13 protein-coding genes are annotated in these 15,367 nt (G+C 62.9%); 6 read left to right on the top strand and 7 right to left on the bottom strand.

From position 1 onward, the window contains the following. The first annotated feature begins 65 nt into the window (after positions 1–65). Positions 66–839 carry a substrate-binding periplasmic protein gene (locus BN1118_RS10825; protein ID WP_043556031.1) on the top strand — a complete coding sequence of 258 codons (774 nt, stop codon included), beginning with the start codon at positions 66–68 and terminating at the stop codon, positions 837–839. A 54-nt stretch (positions 840–893) separates the two neighbouring features. Here BN1118_RS10825 and BN1118_RS10820 read toward each other — a convergent pair whose 3' ends face one another. Then, positions 894–1,274, bottom strand: a complete 381-nt coding sequence (locus BN1118_RS10820) for a hypothetical protein (RefSeq protein WP_043141505.1) — start codon at positions 1,272–1,274, stop codon at positions 894–896. Positions 1,275–1,469: 195 nt separating this feature from the next. Between BN1118_RS10820 and BN1118_RS10815 the strand changes: the two genes are divergently transcribed. Continuing rightward, positions 1,470–2,849 carry a bifunctional NUDIX hydrolase/phosphatase PAP2 family protein gene (locus BN1118_RS10815; RefSeq protein ID WP_043556092.1) on the top strand — a complete coding sequence of 460 codons (1,380 nt, stop codon included), beginning with the start codon at positions 1,470–1,472 and terminating at the stop codon, positions 2,847–2,849. Then, positions 2,846–3,934: an AI-2E family transporter YdiK gene (ydiK, locus tag BN1118_RS10810; protein ID WP_043556029.1), complete on the top strand. Its 1,089-nt coding sequence runs from the start codon at positions 2,846–2,848 to the stop codon at positions 3,932–3,934. The genes BN1118_RS10815 and ydiK overlap by 4 nt, the downstream gene beginning before the upstream one ends. A 1,227-nt stretch (positions 3,935–5,161) precedes the next feature. On the opposite strand, the gene BN1118_RS10800 is transcribed toward ydiK, so the two are convergent. Beyond that, complete coding sequence (locus BN1118_RS10800; protein ID WP_043556026.1) at positions 5,162–6,295, bottom strand: agmatine deiminase family protein; 1,134 nt, start codon at positions 6,293–6,295, stop codon at positions 5,162–5,164. 162 nt (positions 6,296–6,457) lie between these two features. Between BN1118_RS10800 and BN1118_RS10795 the strand changes: the two genes are divergently transcribed. Beyond that, positions 6,458–7,369 carry a LysR family transcriptional regulator gene (locus BN1118_RS10795; RefSeq protein ID WP_084214080.1) on the top strand — a complete coding sequence of 304 codons (912 nt, stop codon included), beginning with the start codon at positions 6,458–6,460 and terminating at the stop codon, positions 7,367–7,369. A 54-nt stretch (positions 7,370–7,423) separates the two neighbouring features. Beyond that, complete coding sequence (dhaR, locus tag BN1118_RS10790) at positions 7,424–9,334, top strand: dihydroxyacetone kinase operon transcriptional regulator DhaR (protein WP_043141537.1); 1,911 nt, start codon at positions 7,424–7,426, stop codon at positions 9,332–9,334. Between the two features lie 103 nt (positions 9,335–9,437). Here dhaR and BN1118_RS10785 read toward each other — a convergent pair whose 3' ends face one another. From BN1118_RS10785 to BN1118_RS10765, 5 genes are all read right to left on the bottom strand, one after another. After that, positions 9,438–10,520 carry a glycerol dehydrogenase gene (locus BN1118_RS10785; RefSeq protein ID WP_043556024.1) on the bottom strand — a complete coding sequence of 361 codons (1,083 nt, stop codon included), beginning with the start codon at positions 10,518–10,520 and terminating at the stop codon, positions 9,438–9,440. 143 nt (positions 10,521–10,663) lie between these two features. Next, a complete protein-coding gene (dhaM, locus tag BN1118_RS10780) occupies positions 10,664–11,380 on the bottom strand; it encodes a dihydroxyacetone kinase phosphoryl donor subunit DhaM (protein WP_043141522.1) in 717 nt (238 codons plus the stop codon). Position 11,381: 1 nt separating this feature from the next. Next, entirely contained in the window at positions 11,382–12,011 is a 630-nt protein-coding gene (gene dhaL / locus BN1118_RS10775; protein ID WP_043141524.1) for a dihydroxyacetone kinase subunit DhaL, read from the bottom strand. Positions 12,012–12,026: 15 nt separating this feature from the next. Beyond that, positions 12,027–13,097, bottom strand: coding sequence for a dihydroxyacetone kinase subunit DhaK (dhaK, locus tag BN1118_RS10770; protein WP_043556022.1), 1,071 nt, complete (start codon positions 13,095–13,097; stop codon positions 12,027–12,029). Between the two features lie 231 nt (positions 13,098–13,328). Continuing rightward, positions 13,329–14,687 carry an NCS2 family permease gene (locus BN1118_RS10765; RefSeq protein ID WP_043142540.1) on the bottom strand — a complete coding sequence of 453 codons (1,359 nt, stop codon included), beginning with the start codon at positions 14,685–14,687 and terminating at the stop codon, positions 13,329–13,331. Between the two features lie 227 nt (positions 14,688–14,914). Between BN1118_RS10765 and BN1118_RS10760 the strand changes: the two genes are divergently transcribed. Then, entirely contained in the window at positions 14,915–15,247 is a 333-nt protein-coding gene (locus tag BN1118_RS10760) for a cupin domain-containing protein (protein ID WP_043142538.1), read from the top strand. The last annotated feature ends 120 nt before the right edge of the window (positions 15,248–15,367 follow it).

Genomic DNA, 15,367 nt, shown 5'->3' with positions numbered 1-15,367 from the left:
AACCATGAACTTCTCGGCATAGCCCCCTAAACTGGAAAAGACGATTTTTTGCAAGGAGTGCTGCCATGTCGCGTCTGCTCAGCCTGATGATCTGCTGCTGTCTCGGTGCGGCCCTGCCCGTCTCGGCATTCACCTACTACTCAGAGCAAAACATGCCACTCAATGGGCAGGACGAGAAGGGCAACAGCATAGGGCTGGCGGTGGAGCTGCTGAAACTGATGTGGCAGGAGATGGGGGAGCCGGAGCAGCCCATCCACTTCATGCCCTGGGCCAAGGCCTGGTACCTGCTGACCCAGCAACCGGATGCCGTGCTGTTCACCACAGCCCGTACCCAGGCCAGAGACCCCCACTTCCTCTGGGTCTGCCCCATCAGCCACTCGCGGGTGGCACTGGTGGGTCGCAAACGGGATGCCCCCAAGATCACCAGCAAGGCCGATCTCGCCAAGCTGCAGATAGGGGTCATGCAGGCGGACGTGGGGGAACAGCTACTGCTCAACCGGGGTATCAGCCCCGCCAACCTGATGGCGGTGGAGCGAATGGATCAGGTGGTGCGTCAGCTCATCATGGCCCGCACCGATCTGGTGGCCGGCAATGACGTTATGTTGTTCCACCAGGCCCAGCAATTGGGATTTCCGTCCGATACCTTCGTCACCGTCGCCACCCTGGCGGATCAGGACAACTGTTTTGCCTTCAACCCCGCCGCCGACAAACAGCAGGTCGCCCGCCTGCAACAGGCGCTCGACAAGGTCAGACAGGGAGAGGCCTTCAAGCGGCTTATCGCCCGCTATCAGGATGTGGTGCAGTCACCGCCGGCGGATCAGCTGCCCACGATCGAGTGAACACAAGATGCAAACAGGCCACCCGAAGGTGGCCTGTTTCATGGTGTCGCCTGCTTACTGGAAGTGGCTGTCGTGCTCGGACTTCTTGGTCTGGACGCCTTCGCTGTGCTCGATGGCGGTGCGGATGAGGTCCACCCCGGCACGGATGATCAGCACGCCCATGTTGACCAGCTTGACGCAGACCCACATGAAGGTGATGAGCAGTATCAGCTTGAGTACCGTCTGGAACGCCTCCAGGAAATTCTGCTCCAGCTGGCCGGTGAGGCCGTTGGCACTGGTCATCAGCCAGGTGTAGACCTCGCGCACGAACGGGATGCGGCTCGGCATCTCCAGCACGTCCAGGGCGGCGGGCAGGGCCTGGAAGATGACTATGCTGCCGAACAGTATCAGAATGACGCCGATGGCGATGCCCAGAAAAAAACCAAACTGTTTCATGGAAGGTCCCAAGGTTTGCTGCATGAAAATAACATAGCTGCCAATACTAGGGACTGCCTCACCACAGGGCAATCCTTGTGCGCAGGCTGGGCCAGAGCCAAACCCGCCATCCGGTGGGCCCCAGGCAGGAAACCATTGCCCAACTATCTGATTTCTGTGACCCTTGCGCCCATAGTCCCCCAACGCTCAGGCACCATGTTCCGTTCCTGTTTTTTACTGCTCTGCGCCCTGCTGCTGACACTGCCTGTCTCGGCCGCCCCCACGGCCGCCGTCTGCGTGGTCAAACATCAACAACAGCTGCTGCTGGTGCAGGACAGGGTCTCCTCCCGCTACAGCCTGACCGGTGGCTACATAGATGCAGGCGAGACGCCGCAACAGGCGGCACTGCGCGAGCTGTATGAAGAGACCGGACTGCGCGGCCGGATCATCGCCGAGCTGGGACCATGGCAGCGCGCCGTGCTGTTTGCCTGCCAGACGCTGGAACCCATCCGGGCGCAGACAGGCTCGGGCTTCGTCTCCCTGCTGCGGGCCCCCAACCTGGGTGGCGAGATCCTCAACGCCAGGCTGATAGCCCCATCCCGGCTGCCTGACGGGCAGCGCCGCTTTCCGGCGCAGCTCGACTGGCTGGCCCCCCAGCTGGCCGACATCCCCGACAGCCCGGTGCTGTGGCTGCCAGATTTCAGCAGTGAAGGCAATGCTCTGCACCGGGCGGAAGTCCCGCTGATACAGCGCTTGCAGGGCTGGATCGGGGCCAGTGCGCCCTGGCTCGATGCCAGCAATCTGTTTGGTTCAGCCGCCTTTCAGCTTGCCCTGCTACCCTTGCTGCTGCCGCTGCTGGGCTGGCCCCGTCTGCGTCAGCTGTTGCTGGCCATGCTGACCCTCACCCTGCTGGTTCAGCTAGCCAAAGAGGGCATAGGCTGGCCCAGACCCTTCCATCTCGATCCCGCGCTGGCGCACGTAAGTGCCCAGGGCTTTGGCATGCCGAGCGGTCACGCCGCCTCGGCTCTGCTGTTCTGGGGCCTGCTGCTCAGATGGTGCTGGCCCGCCAACCCCTGGCGCGGCGCCTCGCTGGCACTGCTGCTGGCGGCCCTGACCGGGCTGGCCCGGGTCTGGCTCGGCGTCCACTTCCTGTCGGATGTGGCGGCGGGATTGCTGCTGGGCGCCCTGATGCTGACGATCCATTCCGGTTTGTCCGGCATGGCTGCCCGGCCATGGATCTGGGGCGGGCTCAGCCTCATCTGCACACTGGCCGCCTGGTGGAGCCAATCCTCGGCGCTGGCAGGCCTGGCCATGTTCAGTCTGGGTCTGACCCTGGGCATGCGGCTGCCATTGCCGCGGGAGCGGCGAAAACCCTGGTACACCCTGGCGATCACCCTGCTCGGCGGCCTGCCCCTCGGGGCGCTGCTGTGGGCGTTGCCATTCTGGCTGACCAGCTCCTGGCTCATCCTGCTCGGCCAGTGGCTACTCTATGGTTGCCTGGGGCTCTGGTTGAGCGCCGGCCTCTGGTGGATACTCTCACTCATGAACTCTGACCCGCTACCCAAGGGCTCCGGCCCCGACAAGGGATTGCTATGAATATGAAAAAAGTGGACTTGGCCAAGATAACCCTGGGGGTGCTGTTTCTCAGCATCCTCATCATCTCGTGCTTCATGGTGCTGCGCCCCTTCCTGCCCGCACTGGTGTGGGCCACCATGATCACCATAGCCACCTGGCCCCTGATGCGGATGGCCCAGCGCCTGCTGTGGGGCAAGCGCGCCCTGGCGGCGCTGGTGATGACCAGCATACTGCTGCTGATCTTCGTCATCCCGCTGTTCATGGCGCTGGCCAACGTGGCGGAGAAGGCCCCCATGCTGATCGAGCTCGGCACCACCATCAGCCATTCGCCACCGCCCGAGTTGCTCTGGCTGCAGCAGATACCGTTGGTGGGCGGCAAGCTCTACGATTTCTGGCAGCAGATCCTGGCAAGCGGTGGTCAGGTGCTGTTCACCAAGCTGGCCCCCTATTTTGGCCAGACTGCCCGCTGGCTCGCCTCCCAGGCCGGCAATCTGGGCTTGCTGTTCGTCCATTTCCTGCTGACCGTTGCCATCTGCGGCCTGCTCTACCACTCGGGTGAGAAGGCAGCCGACGGCATCCGCCGCTTCGCCCACCGCCTGGCGGGGGAACGCGGTGACAATGCCACAGTGCTGGCTTCCCAGGCGATCCGCGCCGTGGCCATGGGGGTGGTGGTCACAGCCCTGGTGCAATCCTCGGTGGCCGGGGTCGGCCTGCTGATTGCCGGCATCCCCTACACCATGATCCTGGTGGTGGTGATGTTCCTGCTGATCGTCGCCCAAATAGGCCCCTTCCCCGTGCTGCTGGCCTGCGTCGGCTATCTCTACTGGAGCGGCGACACCACCTGGGGCACCTTCCTGCTGGTGTGGTCGCTGCTGGCGGGCACCATGGACAACTTCCTGCGCCCCTTCCTGATCAAGCGCGGCGCCGACCTGCCGCTCATCCTGATTCTGGTGGGGGTCATCGGCGGCCTGCTGGCAATGGGGATTATCGGCCTCTTTATCGGCCCTGTCGTGCTGGCGGTGGGCTATACCCTGCTGGATGCCTGGATCAAGGAGGGGGAGCAGGCGCCCGCCCTGGAGGCCCCCGTGCCGCCCAAGGCGGAATGACGATTCCGTCATCAATCGCTGATGTAAAGAGCCGCCCGTTGGGCGGCTCTTTTGTTTGTGGTGATTGTGATTATGGCGATAGTGTCAGATTGATCGATCCGCACCAACCTGCATACCCCACATGCTACGTTACCGTCCATGTAGGTTCGATTACGCTTCGCTAATCGAACCTACATGCTGGGCATGGGTGATATGACCCGGGGCATTGCAATGGCCCGGGTCATCAGTTGGCAGAGTCGGTGCAGAGCAGTTGGTGGCCGTGTAAATGTAAAAAGGAGATCCATCTTAGCCGTGCTGGCGATACGGGGGCTTGTTCAGAAAGATGGGGGGCCATTTAGCTAAGGGGCGGGCTTTAGCCCGTCCCCGTGAGCGAAGAGAACGATTTGAGCGTATTGTTGGGCGACACCACTTCAAATGCGCAACACAGACCGAATTTTATTTGCAAGTTGCTGCATGCCTCTGCGTTCAAGTTCTTGAACGAAAACATACCACGGTGGGATGTTACTCATGTACGGTTCATTGCTTGGCCCCGTATAACCTCCACCACCAGGACCGGTATAAAGCCCGCCGCCAGGTCCAGTGTAGAGACCACCGCCAGGCCCCGTATAAAGCCCGCCTCCAGGCCCTGAGTACAAGCCGCCGCCCGGACCTGTGTATAGCCCCCCTCCGGGGCCTGTGTACATGCCGCCACCAGGACCAGAGTACATACCTCCGTCGGGGCCACTGTAAGCGCCTCCATCAGGCCCCGTGTACAAACCACCACCGGGGCCTGTGTAGCGACCGCCGCCGGGACCAGAGTATTGATCTCTTACCCACATACGAACTACCTCCGTGTGTTGCCTAACAGTGATTCGATGGAAAGTGGTACTAATCCGTTACTAGCGCCTTCCATATAACTCCGCCCCTGGATGGCGGTAACGAAAAAACTCCTTTTAAAGCAAAAACTTAACGGCTTATTTCTGGCACTGAATGCATGTGCTCAACATCCTCTTTTGGCTCTAGTTTTGCCTCTTGGCAAAAATACACGCAAGGAGCAGCAATGGAAAGCACCACCCAGCCCCACCTTCTTGAATAACTCAGGAGTGTGAGCGAGGTGACACACCATATGACATCGCTGGTCAAGATGCGGAACGGCGGCGCGTCAGGGGCTTGTGGTCAACAAAAATGAGCATGGTGATATGACCCAGGGCATAGCAGTGCCCCGGGTTATGAGTCGGTAGAGGAGGGTCAGGCGGGCTGATGCAAGGTGATGCAGTGAATGCCGCCACCACCGGCGGCCACAGGATCAATATTGATCTGCACGATTTTGCGGCCGGGATAGAGGCGGGCCAGCAGATCATGGCAATGGCGGTCTGCGGCCTTGTCGCCAAACTCGGGGGCGAGCACGGCGCCGTTGATCGGCAGATAGTTGATATAACCGGCGGCAAAGTCGCGGCTGCGGCTGAAGCGGTTTTCCCGCCCGTCCAGCGGCGGCGGCAGCACATGCAGCTCCAGCTTGTTGCCATCGGCGTCGGTGGCCTGCTTGAGGATGGCCAGATGCCGGCGGGTCACCTCGTAGTCGTGGGACTGCGGGTCGTTGTCCAGATTGACCACCACCACCCCGGGGCGCACGAAGCGGGCGTAGAAATCGACGTGAGCATCTGTGATGTCCTTGCCCTTGATGCCCGGCAGCCAGATGATTTTTCGCAGCCCCAGATTGGCCTTCAGCTCCGCCTCCAGTTGCGCCTTGCTCACCCCCGGATTGCGGTTGCTGTTGAGCCAGCAGCTCTCGGTCAGGATGGCTGTGCCATTGCCATCCACCTCTATGCCGCCCCCCTCGCCGGTCAGCTTGCTCTGCAGATAGTGGACATCCACCTGCTTGCTGACCAGCTCGGCCACGCTCGCATCCTGTTCGTGTTCCTGCTTGTCGCCCCAGCCGTTGAAGTTGAAATCCACCAGCCCCAGCTCTCCCTCGCCGTTCTGGACGAAGACACCGCCGGTATCCCGCAGCCAGATATCGTCCAGCTCGGCGACGATAAAGCGGGTGTTCTGCTCACCACAGAGTTGGCAGGCCAACGCCTGTTCGGCTTTGCGGCAGAGCACGTTCACCTGGGTATAAGGCACCATGGCCTGCACCAGCCGGCCTATGGTTGCCTGCACCTCCTTGTAATTGCGGCCCCAGATATCGGCGCTCGCGCCAAAGGCAACCCAGACCCGAGTCTGAGGCGCGGCCTCGTCCGGCATCTGGTAACGGCCAACCGCAGTGGCCTGGGAGCCAATAGGGGTAGCCACATTGGCAGCCTGTGCCCGTGGCAGGCTGCCCAGCCCGGCCAGGGCGCCGATGGCGGCCAACTGTTTCAATACATGGCGTCGGGATGACATGGGATGGCTCCTTCGGAGGCGGAACGACTCCGGATTGATGAAAAAAATAGGATATGAATGACAAGCGCTGTTAATCAGATCACGCTGAGCAATAGACTAGCCGCCGCAATGATGGCGGACAAACGATCGATTTTCGGTATAAGTGATAAGCGGAGCTAATCAATGATGTTCAAACACTGGCCTCCACTCAATGTGCTGCGGGGCTTCGAGGCGGCGGCCAGACTCGGCAGCTTTCATCAGGCGGCGCAGGAGCTGCACCTCACCCAGTCGGCCATCAGCCAGCAGATCCGCTCGCTGGAGGAGCTGCTTGGCCAGCCGCTGTTTCACCGGCAGGGGCGCTCGGTCGCCCTCACCGATGCGGGGCAGGACCTGCTGGAGACAACCCAGAGCGTGCTGTTGCAACTGGCGGTGGGGATCCAGCGGCTGGAGCAGTACCGCAAACCGAACCAGCTGGTGCTCAATACCAGCACAGCCATAGCCCGCCACTGGCTGCTGCCCCGGCTGGCCGACTTTCACCGCCTGCATCCCGATATCGATCTCTGGCTGTTTACCAGCGACGAGGCACCCGTCATGACCGAGCAGACCATAGATATCGCCCTGCGCTGGGATCTCGCCCCTCAGGCCGAGTGCCACCACAGGGTACTGCTGGAGGACGCTCTGCTCCCCCTTGCCACTTTGGCCGTGCTGGCCCAACCCCCTGCGGAGCGCACCAGTCTCCATGGAGAGCGGGAGATGGATTGGCACCACTGGACGCTCAAAGGCGGGGAGGATCTGCAGTTGCAGACCCGGGGGCTCAACTTCTCCGATCCCGGCCTGCTGCTGGACGCGGCCGGCGCCGGGCTCGGCGTGGCGCTGGCGAGCGCGCTGCTGTCGGCTCCCGCACGACAACAGGGCTTGCTGCTGCCGCTCTCCTCCCGCACGGTCAAGGGGCCACAGTGGAGCTGGCTGGTCCATCAGGAGAGCGAGAGCAGCCCTCAATGCCGCGCCTTCTGCTGCTGGCTGGAGCAACAGTTTGCTCGCGCCGCGACCGACCTCGACGGCATGGCATTGCCACCCTCTGAGGCAGGTCACTGAATCTGCGGGGGGAGCGTGGTTAAATGACGGCTTCTTCTTTTGCCGGACATAGCTGTGACCACGCCATCTGACCTCCAGCCGCTCCAGCCCTGGCCCGATTATCTGCAGGCCTCCTGGCTGCGCTGTGCCCACCAGACCAGCCCGACCCTCTGGCACCCGCCCCACAGCGCCAAGGGGCAAACCCTGCAGAGCCTGCGCCAGCGCAAACGGGATCTGCTCACCACAGGTGAGATGGCGCTGGAGGATCTCTACGAGTTCATGGAGGGGCGCCCCTGCGTCCTGCTGCTCACCGACGAGAGCGGCTGCCTGCTGGCCCGCACCGGCCATCGCGAGACGCTGGCAGAACTGGAGGCGCTGGGCTTCGGGCTTGGCGCCTTCTTCAGCGAGGGGCGCATCGGCACCAATGCCATCAATCTGGCGGCGCTGGAGGGGATGCCACTCTGCGTCAGCGGCCCCCAGCACTTCAACCGCACCCTGCACCCCTGGCACTGCTGCGCCAGCCCGGTCTACAACAGCAATGGCCGTCAGGTCGCCATCATGGCGCTGATCTGCAAGGTGGAAGAGGCGAGTGCCGGGGATCTGGCGCTCACCGTCAGCGCCGGGCGCGAGCTGGCCCATCTGCTGCAGATGGAGACCCTGATGCAGGAGTCCCAGCACCATCTGAGCGAGCTCTACGCCCTGCTGGACGGCATGGATGACGGCGTGCTGGCCTGGGACCCCCAGGGCAGGCTGCGCTACCTCAACGGGCTGGCGGCCAGTCGGTTGCGGCTCGATCCCGCGCTCTGCCTCGGTCAGCCGCTGGAGCAGCACCTGCTGTTGCCACAGCGGTTGCAGCTCGCCATCAAGGGGCAGACGCCACTCAGTCATGTGGAGGTAACGCTGGAGCGGATCGGGGTGCAGACCGGGGAGTTCATCAATGCGCTGATAAGCCTCAAGCCGCTGCCCGGGCCGGACGGGGTCAGCTTTATCGCCCTGCTGCACCCGCTGGACAGGCTCAGGGCCATCAACCAGCTGCGCCAGGCGGTGCCCGAACTCTCCGCCCTGGTGGGCGAATCGAGCGCCATGCGCAAGCTGCTGCGCTACGCCCGCCAGGCGGCACGGAGCCAGGGCCCCATGCTGCTGCGCGGGGAGGAAGAGGTGGGCAAGGCCCAGCTGGCGGAGGCGATTCACTTCGGCAGCGAGCAGGCCGCCGGGCCGCTCATCACCCTCAACTGTCAGGCGCTGCCGAGCGAGCGGATGGCGCTGGAGCTGATGGGTTCCGACGAGGCGGGGCAGGAGCGGGCCGGCAAGTTCGAGCTGGCCCATGGCGGCACGCTGGTGCTGGAGCAGGTGGAGTGCCTCTCTGCCCCCATGCAGGCGGCGCTGCTGCAACTGCTCAAGACAGGCCGCATCCAGCGCTTCGACTCGGCCCGCATACTGCCGCTCAAGGTGCGGATCATAGCGACCAGCAGCGCGGCGCTGGAGCAGAGGGTGCAGGAGGGGCAGTTCGGGCGCCAGCTGCTCTACGCCCTGCAGGCGTGCGAGCTCTGGCTGCCGGGACTGCGGGAGCGCAGCGCCGACTTGCCGGCCCTCATCAGCCAGCAGCTGGCGGCGCAGGGGCGCGAGCCGGTGCGCCAGTTCAGCCCGGCGGCCCTCGACTGCCTGCTCGCCTACTCCTGGCCCGGCAATCTGGGGGAGCTGCGCAGCGCGGTTGAATATGCCCTGCTCCACTCGAGTCGTGAGCAGATCCCGCCGGAGGCGCTGCCCGCCGCCATTCGGCACGGCTATCGGCTGGTGGAAGACGAGGTGGTGGGGCAGCCGCTGCTCACCCTGGCCGAGCTGGAGCGCCAGGCCATCTTGCGCTGCGCCCACGCCTGCAAGGGGCAGGTGAGCCAGATGGCCCAGCATCTGGGCATCAGCCGCACCACCCTCTGGCGGCGACTCAAGCTTATCGGTATAGATCCCGCGGACTACCACGGCTCCTGACGACTGGGATCCTGTTGTTGCCCGATGAAACCTGTCAGGCATAAAACAACAAGGCCCCGCAGATGCGGGGCCGTTTTATATGGCAAGGTCAGCAGTGGCGAGGTTACAGCCCCAGCTGGTGGGCGGTGACTATGGCCGCCAGCACATCCTCGGCTGTGACCTTGAACGGCATGTTGTGGATGGTCTCCCCTTCGGCGGTGGAGGCTTTGGCCACCTCCAGCAGGCGCGCCATGTCCAGCTCCTTGACCCCCATCATATGCAGGTTGGTCGGCAGACCGATCGAGCGGCAGAAGGCCAGCACGGTTTCGATCTCCGCCATGGGCGCATTCTCCAGCACCAGCTGCACCAGGGTACCGAACGCCACCTTCTCACCGTGGTAGAGGTGGTGACACTCGGCCAGCTGGGTCAGGCCATTGTGGATGGCGTGGGCGGCGGCCAGCCCGCTGCTCTCGAAGCCGATACCGCTCAGATAGGTGTTGGCCTCTATGATGTTCTCCACCGCCTTGGTGCAGAGCCCCTGCTCCACCGCCAGCTTGGCCTTGTAGCCATCGGCCAGCAGTGTCTTGTAGCAGAGCTCGGCGATGGCCTGGGCCGCCAGGGTAGAGGCACCACCGGCCATGGTCTTGCAGCCGGAAACCTTGTTGGCACGCGCCTCGAAATAGGTGGAGAGCGCATCCCCCATGCCGGAGACCAAGAGCCGCACCGGGGCGCGGGAGACGACGCCGGTATCCATGATGACCATGTTGGGGTTGGTCGGGATCATCAGGTATTCGCTGAACTGTCCTTCCGGGGTATAGATGACCGCCAGCGCACTGGTTGGCGCATCGGTGGAGGCTATGGTCGGCACTATGACCACAGGCACCTTCTGGTAGAAGGCGACCGACTTGGCGGTATCGAGCGTCTTGCCGCCACCTATGCCGATGATGACGTCGAACGGCGTCTGGTTGCAGCGGGCCAGCAGGCGGTCGATCTCGGGGCGTGAACACTCGCCGTTGAAGCAGTCGAACTCGGGCTTGATGCCCACGCCGTGGAAGCTGGTGGCAACCGTGTCACCAATCAGCTTGGTGACGAAGGCATCGGCCAGAATGAGCGGCTTGGCGCCGAGCGCCTTGACGTAGTTGCCTATGTTGGCGAGAGCCCCGTTGCCTTGCACGTATTTGCTGGGGCTGATGATGATGCGGTCCATATTCTATCCCTCTCTCTTTATTTCGTAAGACTTCTTTTGAAACTAAAGGAGGCGAAGGGGCGGCTATGCCGGGGAGTCCTTCGTCTTGAGTGGCGCAGCACTGGCACACAGAGCCGGCGCTGCGCCTTGAAACGGGTTGGCGATCAGTCGCCGAAACGCTCGTCTGCAAGTTGCTTGAAGCAGGTCAGGGCGGCCTCGGCATCTTCTCCCTGTGCCAGCAGGGTGAGCCTGTCTCCCTGGCGCACGTTGAGCATGGTGAGCCGGGTCAGACTGCGGGGATTGGCCTCTTTATCCCCCTTTTGCAGCTTGAGTTCGGCGGCAAAGGGCTTGAGTGCCGCCACCAGGCGGGCGGCGGGGCGCACGTGCAGGCCGTGGGGGCTGTCGACCACCACCTCGCAGCGCAGCCAGCCCTCGTCGGCTGACTGTGCTGTCTCAGTGGCGACCTGCGCGGCGCAGCCAGGCAACATGCCCTGCTTGGGGCCCAGGGCGCCGAGCGCCTCTGCGGCCACTTCGTCGAGGCTCATACCTGAACCTGCCGCCACCACGGCGGCCAGAGTGCCCTCGACCAGCGGGGCAGGACAGAGCCGCACCCGAGAACTCAAATCAGGGGGCAACAGCTCGAGGGCGGTCTCGGCGCTCAAGAGGGCGCTGCCCAAGTCCATCAGCACCAGCACGCCGCTGCCGTCGTCTGCTTCTTCGATCGCACTCATCACGGCGATGGCATCTGTGCCTATGGGGTGCTCGGGATCATCGACCCCGGCCGCCAGCAGCAGTCTGGCCGGGCTGCCCAGCTGGTCGGCCAGCGCTTTCAATCCGGCCGCCAGCATGGCGCTGTGAGAGACAACTACGATACCTATCATGTCACAACCTCGCTCTGTCACGCAGGGCGGTCAGCAGCAGCAGGGTCGAGGTGGCTCCGGCATCCTGATGGCCTATGCTGCGCTCGCCCAGATAGCTGGCGCGCCCCTTGCGGGCCTGCATCTGTATGGTGGCCTCGGTGCCGGCCGCCGCGGCAGCCACCGCCTTGTCCAGCGCCTCGGCCAGCGGCAACTCCTGCTGCTGCGCCTGTTGCAGGGCGACCAGCGCAGGCCACCAGGCGTCACACATTGTCTTGTCGCCCGGCTCGGCGCGGCCGCGAGAGACGATGCCCTCGACGCCATCGGCCAGCATCTTGCCAAGCTGGCTCAGGGTCAGGCTCTGGCAGGCGTCCGTGCTGGCCGCCGCCCGAATGAAGAAGGTGCCGTAGAGCGGGCCGCTGGCGCCGCCGACCGAGGAGAGCAGCGTCATGCCGGTGGTTTTTAGCACCTGGCCTATATCCTTGTCTGCCACCGCGGGCAGCTTCTCCGCCACCTTGGTAAAGCCGCGCTGCATGTTGAGGCCGTGGTCGCCATCGCCGATGTCGGTATCCAGCGCCGTGAGGTAATCACGCTGCTCGGTGAAGATGTGTTCGCAATCCAGCAGCCAGTTGACGATTTGATGTTTGCTTAGCATGAGAATGAGGGCTCCTTAGCAACCGCGACGCAGGGCGGGGGTGTGAACGGGGGCATCCCACAGGGTCATCAACTCGTCATCCACCTTGAGCAAGGTGATGGAGATGCCGGTCATGTCGAGGGCGGTGCAGTAGGGGCCTATCAGGTTGCGTACCAGATGGATGCCCGCCTCTTCGCACAGGGCCGCGAGGCGACCATAGACGCCATACAGCTCTGAAATCGGGGTGCCACCCAGGCTGTTGACCAGGGCTATGACACGATCGCCCCGGTTGAGCGGCTCGATGAAGGTGTGCTCTTCCTGCCAGCTGCCGGAGGCTCTGTCCCAGTGGCGCAGAGTGCGGCCATAGGGGGTGTTGTCCGCCAGCTCGCTGAACATGTCGCCCACCAGGGTGTCGAGGTCGGTGAAGGGGCGACGCGCTATGCCCGGCTCGCCATGGATGCCCACACCGAACTCCATCTCGTTGTCCGCCAGGGTGAAGGAGGGCTTGCCGGCGGCAGGCACGGTACAGGCGTGCATGGCGACGCCTATGGTGCGGCTCTGATTGTTGATGCGGCGGGCCAGCGCCTCGCAGCGGGCCAGGTCGTAGCCCGCCTCGGCGGCGGCACCGACCAGCTTCTCGCACAGCACAGTGGTGGCGACACCGCGGCGGCCGGCGGTGTAGAGGCTGTCTTTCACCGCCACATCGTCATCGATCAGCGAGAAGCCGACCTTGACCCCGTCACCGTGCAGCAGCTCGACCGCGGTTTCGAAGTTGAGCACGTCACCCGTGTAGTTCTTCACCAGGAACAGCACGCCAGCGCCACCATCGACCGCCTGACCGCACTCGTACATCTGATCCGGGGTCGGCGAGGTAAAAATTTCACCGGGGCAGGCGCCATCCAGCATCCCCTTGCCCACCAGACCGCCATGCATCGGCTCGTGGCCGCTGCCACCGCCGGAGACCAGCGCCACCTTGCCCATCACGGGAGAGTCGGCGCGGGTGATGTAGTGGGGTTCGATACGTACCTTGAGCTCTGGGTGGGCGGCTGCCATCCCCATCAGTTGTTCACGGACCACGGCATCGACGGCATTGATCAGTTTCTTCATGGCTCACTCCTTGGCTTGCCACCGCACGGGTGGGCAAATGGTTGATGAAGCCAGTCTAACGGGATAAATCGGGATAAAAATGACGGCCGGTTCGGTTCGGATTTGAAACAGGAGAAAGGCCATTGGCGTTTCAATCTGAAACAGCGAGAGGCAAACGGGAGGGAAACTGCAGGCGGCCTCACAACCATGAAAAAGGGCCCCCGCAGGAGCCCTTCACGCCAACCGGCAGCCTTAGATGGCCCAGCCACCGGCATAGAAGACCACCAGTGCCACGGCAATGATGACGGTACCGACGTTGAGTTTCTTCCACTCGGCGGCAAACAGGCGACCCACGACCAGCGCCACGAAGCCCAGCATGATGCCGGTCACTATGTTGCAGGTGAGCACGATGAAGACGGCGCACAGCATGCCAGCCAACGCATCGACAGAGTCGCTGAAGTCCAGCTTGGTGACGTTGCCCAGCATCAGCAGACCGACGTACATCAGCGCCGGTGCTGTGGCGTAAGCCGGCACCAGATAGCTGAGCGGCGAGAGGAAGATCATCAGCAGGAACAGCAGGCCGACCAGGGCTGCGGTCAGACCCGTCTTGCCACCGGCTGCGGTACCTGCGGCAGATTCAATGTAGACGGCGGCCGGAGCCCCACCCACGACGCCAGCCACCATGCTGCTGACGGAGTCGGCAGTCAGGGCCTTGCCGCCGCTGATGATGTGACCACGCTCATTGATGAGACCCGCCTGACCCGCTACGGCACGGATTGTACCGGTGGCGTCGAACACGGCTGTCATCACCAGCGCCAGTACGGTCGGAATGACCACTGGGTTGAGGGCACCCAGCAGATCCATGCTGCCAACCAGAGAGCCCTTCTCGCCGGTCAGGCTCGGCATGGCGAAGAAGCCATGCCAGGCAACGTTCGGATCGAAGATGAGGCCGAGGATGGAGATGGCGATGATCACCATCAGTATGCCGCCCGGCACCTTGCGACGTTCCAAGCCGAAGATGGCGGCCAGACCCAGCACCGTCATGACGACGGGGAAGGAGGTCACCTCACCGAGCTGAACCGGCAGACCCGCCCCTTCGTTCTTGATCACCATGCCGACGCCGTTGGTGGCGATCAGCAGCAGGAACAGGCCGATACCGATTCCGGTGCCGTGGGCGATGCCGGAGGGCAGGTTGTCCAGGATCCACTGGCGCACGCCTGTGATACTGATGAGGGTAAACAGCACCCCCATCAGGAAGATGGCGCCGAGAGCAACCGGGATGCTCAGCCCCTGACCCAGCACCAGGCTGAAGGCGGTGAAGGCGGTGAGGGAGATGGCGCAACCAATGGCCATGGGCAGCTTGGCCCAGAGTCCCATCAGCAGGGAACCGAAGGCGGCTATCAAGCAGGTCGCCACGAAGACGGGGCCCTGCTCGAAGCCGGCCGCGCCCAGCATGTTCGGCACCACTATGATGCTGTAGACCATGGCCAGGAAGGTGGTCAGCCCGGCCAACAGCTCCTGGCGCACACTACTGCCGCGCGCAGAAATGGAAAAATAAGAGTCCAAAAAGCCGCTGTTCCCTGATTGGGCGGCCATATCTTGCTTTGCCATAACTCATCCTGAAAGTGTGAAGGAAATCGTTTGCTTTTGTGGCGCGCAAAATAGCAAGAATTTGTCGAAATTGCAGCGAATTCCCTGACTTTTTCATCATAATGGCAGTAATCGTTCTCGTTCGGGCACAAATCTGCATGCCCGCTTGCTGCTGTTCTCACCTTCATGCATGAGGCAGGCCTCTATACTCCAGAGAACCATTCGCACTGCCAGACGGGAGATGACCCATGCACACGCGCAATCTGCTGAACGATATTCCCTCGCCACTGCCTACCGAACTCTTTCAGGATCTGGTCAGCACCAATCACCTGCGGATCGAGCGTATTCTCTCCCACGGCCATCAGACGGCACCGGGAGAGTGGTACGATCAGGATGAACATGAGTGGGTCCTGGTCGTGCAGGGAGAGGCCAGCCTGCTGTTCATCGATCCGCAGACCCAGGAGCAACAATCGGTACAACTGGGCCCGGGCGATCACATCAATATTCCCGCCCGTCAGAAACACAGGGTGGAGTGGACTCACCCCGACATGACCACAGTCTGGCTCTGCGTGTTCTACTGAGGTGGATAAGAAAGGGACGGCAAGGGCCCTTGAATGAAGTCGAATTTGATACAGCAAAGAGGAAATGGGGGCAGTTGAGCAGATGAACTTGAGGTATCAGAAAGCAAAAAGGCCTTCCCG

It is taken from the genome of Aeromonas bestiarum (genome assembly GCF_000819745.1).
Taxonomy (GTDB): domain Bacteria; phylum Pseudomonadota; class Gammaproteobacteria; order Enterobacterales; family Aeromonadaceae; genus Aeromonas; species Aeromonas bestiarum.
Note: the sequence above shows the minus strand (reverse complement) of the source record. Positions and strands in the feature narration are given on the sequence as shown.

What these genes read in the sequence shown, in the direction of transcription:
- dhaL (WP_043141524.1), bottom strand. Translation starts at nt 12,011, where the DNA reads ATGCTAAGCAAACATCAAATCGTCAACTGGCTGCTGGATTGCGAACAC.
- BN1118_RS10825 (WP_043556031.1), top strand. Translation starts at nt 66, where the DNA reads ATGTCGCGTCTGCTCAGCCTGATGATCTGCTGCTGTCTCGGTGCGGCC.
- dhaK (WP_043556022.1), bottom strand. Translation starts at nt 13,097, where the DNA reads ATGAAGAAACTGATCAATGCCGTCGATGCCGTGGTCCGTGAACAACTG.
- BN1118_RS10795 (WP_084214080.1), top strand. Translation starts at nt 6,458, where the DNA reads ATGATGTTCAAACACTGGCCTCCACTCAATGTGCTGCGGGGCTTCGAG.
- BN1118_RS10800 (WP_043556026.1), bottom strand. Translation starts at nt 6,295, where the DNA reads ATGTCATCCCGACGCCATGTATTGAAACAGTTGGCCGCCATCGGCGCC.
- ydiK (WP_043556029.1), top strand. Translation starts at nt 2,846, where the DNA reads ATGAATATGAAAAAAGTGGACTTGGCCAAGATAACCCTGGGGGTGCTG.
- dhaM (WP_043141522.1), bottom strand. Translation starts at nt 11,380, where the DNA reads ATGATAGGTATCGTAGTTGTCTCTCACAGCGCCATGCTGGCGGCCGGA.
- BN1118_RS10820 (WP_043141505.1), bottom strand. Translation starts at nt 1,274, where the DNA reads ATGAAACAGTTTGGTTTTTTTCTGGGCATCGCCATCGGCGTCATTCTG.
- BN1118_RS10815 (WP_043556092.1), top strand. Translation starts at nt 1,470, where the DNA reads ATGTTCCGTTCCTGTTTTTTACTGCTCTGCGCCCTGCTGCTGACACTG.
- BN1118_RS10760 (WP_043142538.1), top strand. Translation starts at nt 14,915, where the DNA reads ATGCACACGCGCAATCTGCTGAACGATATTCCCTCGCCACTGCCTACC.
- BN1118_RS10765 (WP_043142540.1), bottom strand. Translation starts at nt 14,687, where the DNA reads ATGGCAAAGCAAGATATGGCCGCCCAATCAGGGAACAGCGGCTTTTTG.
- BN1118_RS10785 (WP_043556024.1), bottom strand. Translation starts at nt 10,520, where the DNA reads ATGGACCGCATCATCATCAGCCCCAGCAAATACGTGCAAGGCAACGGG.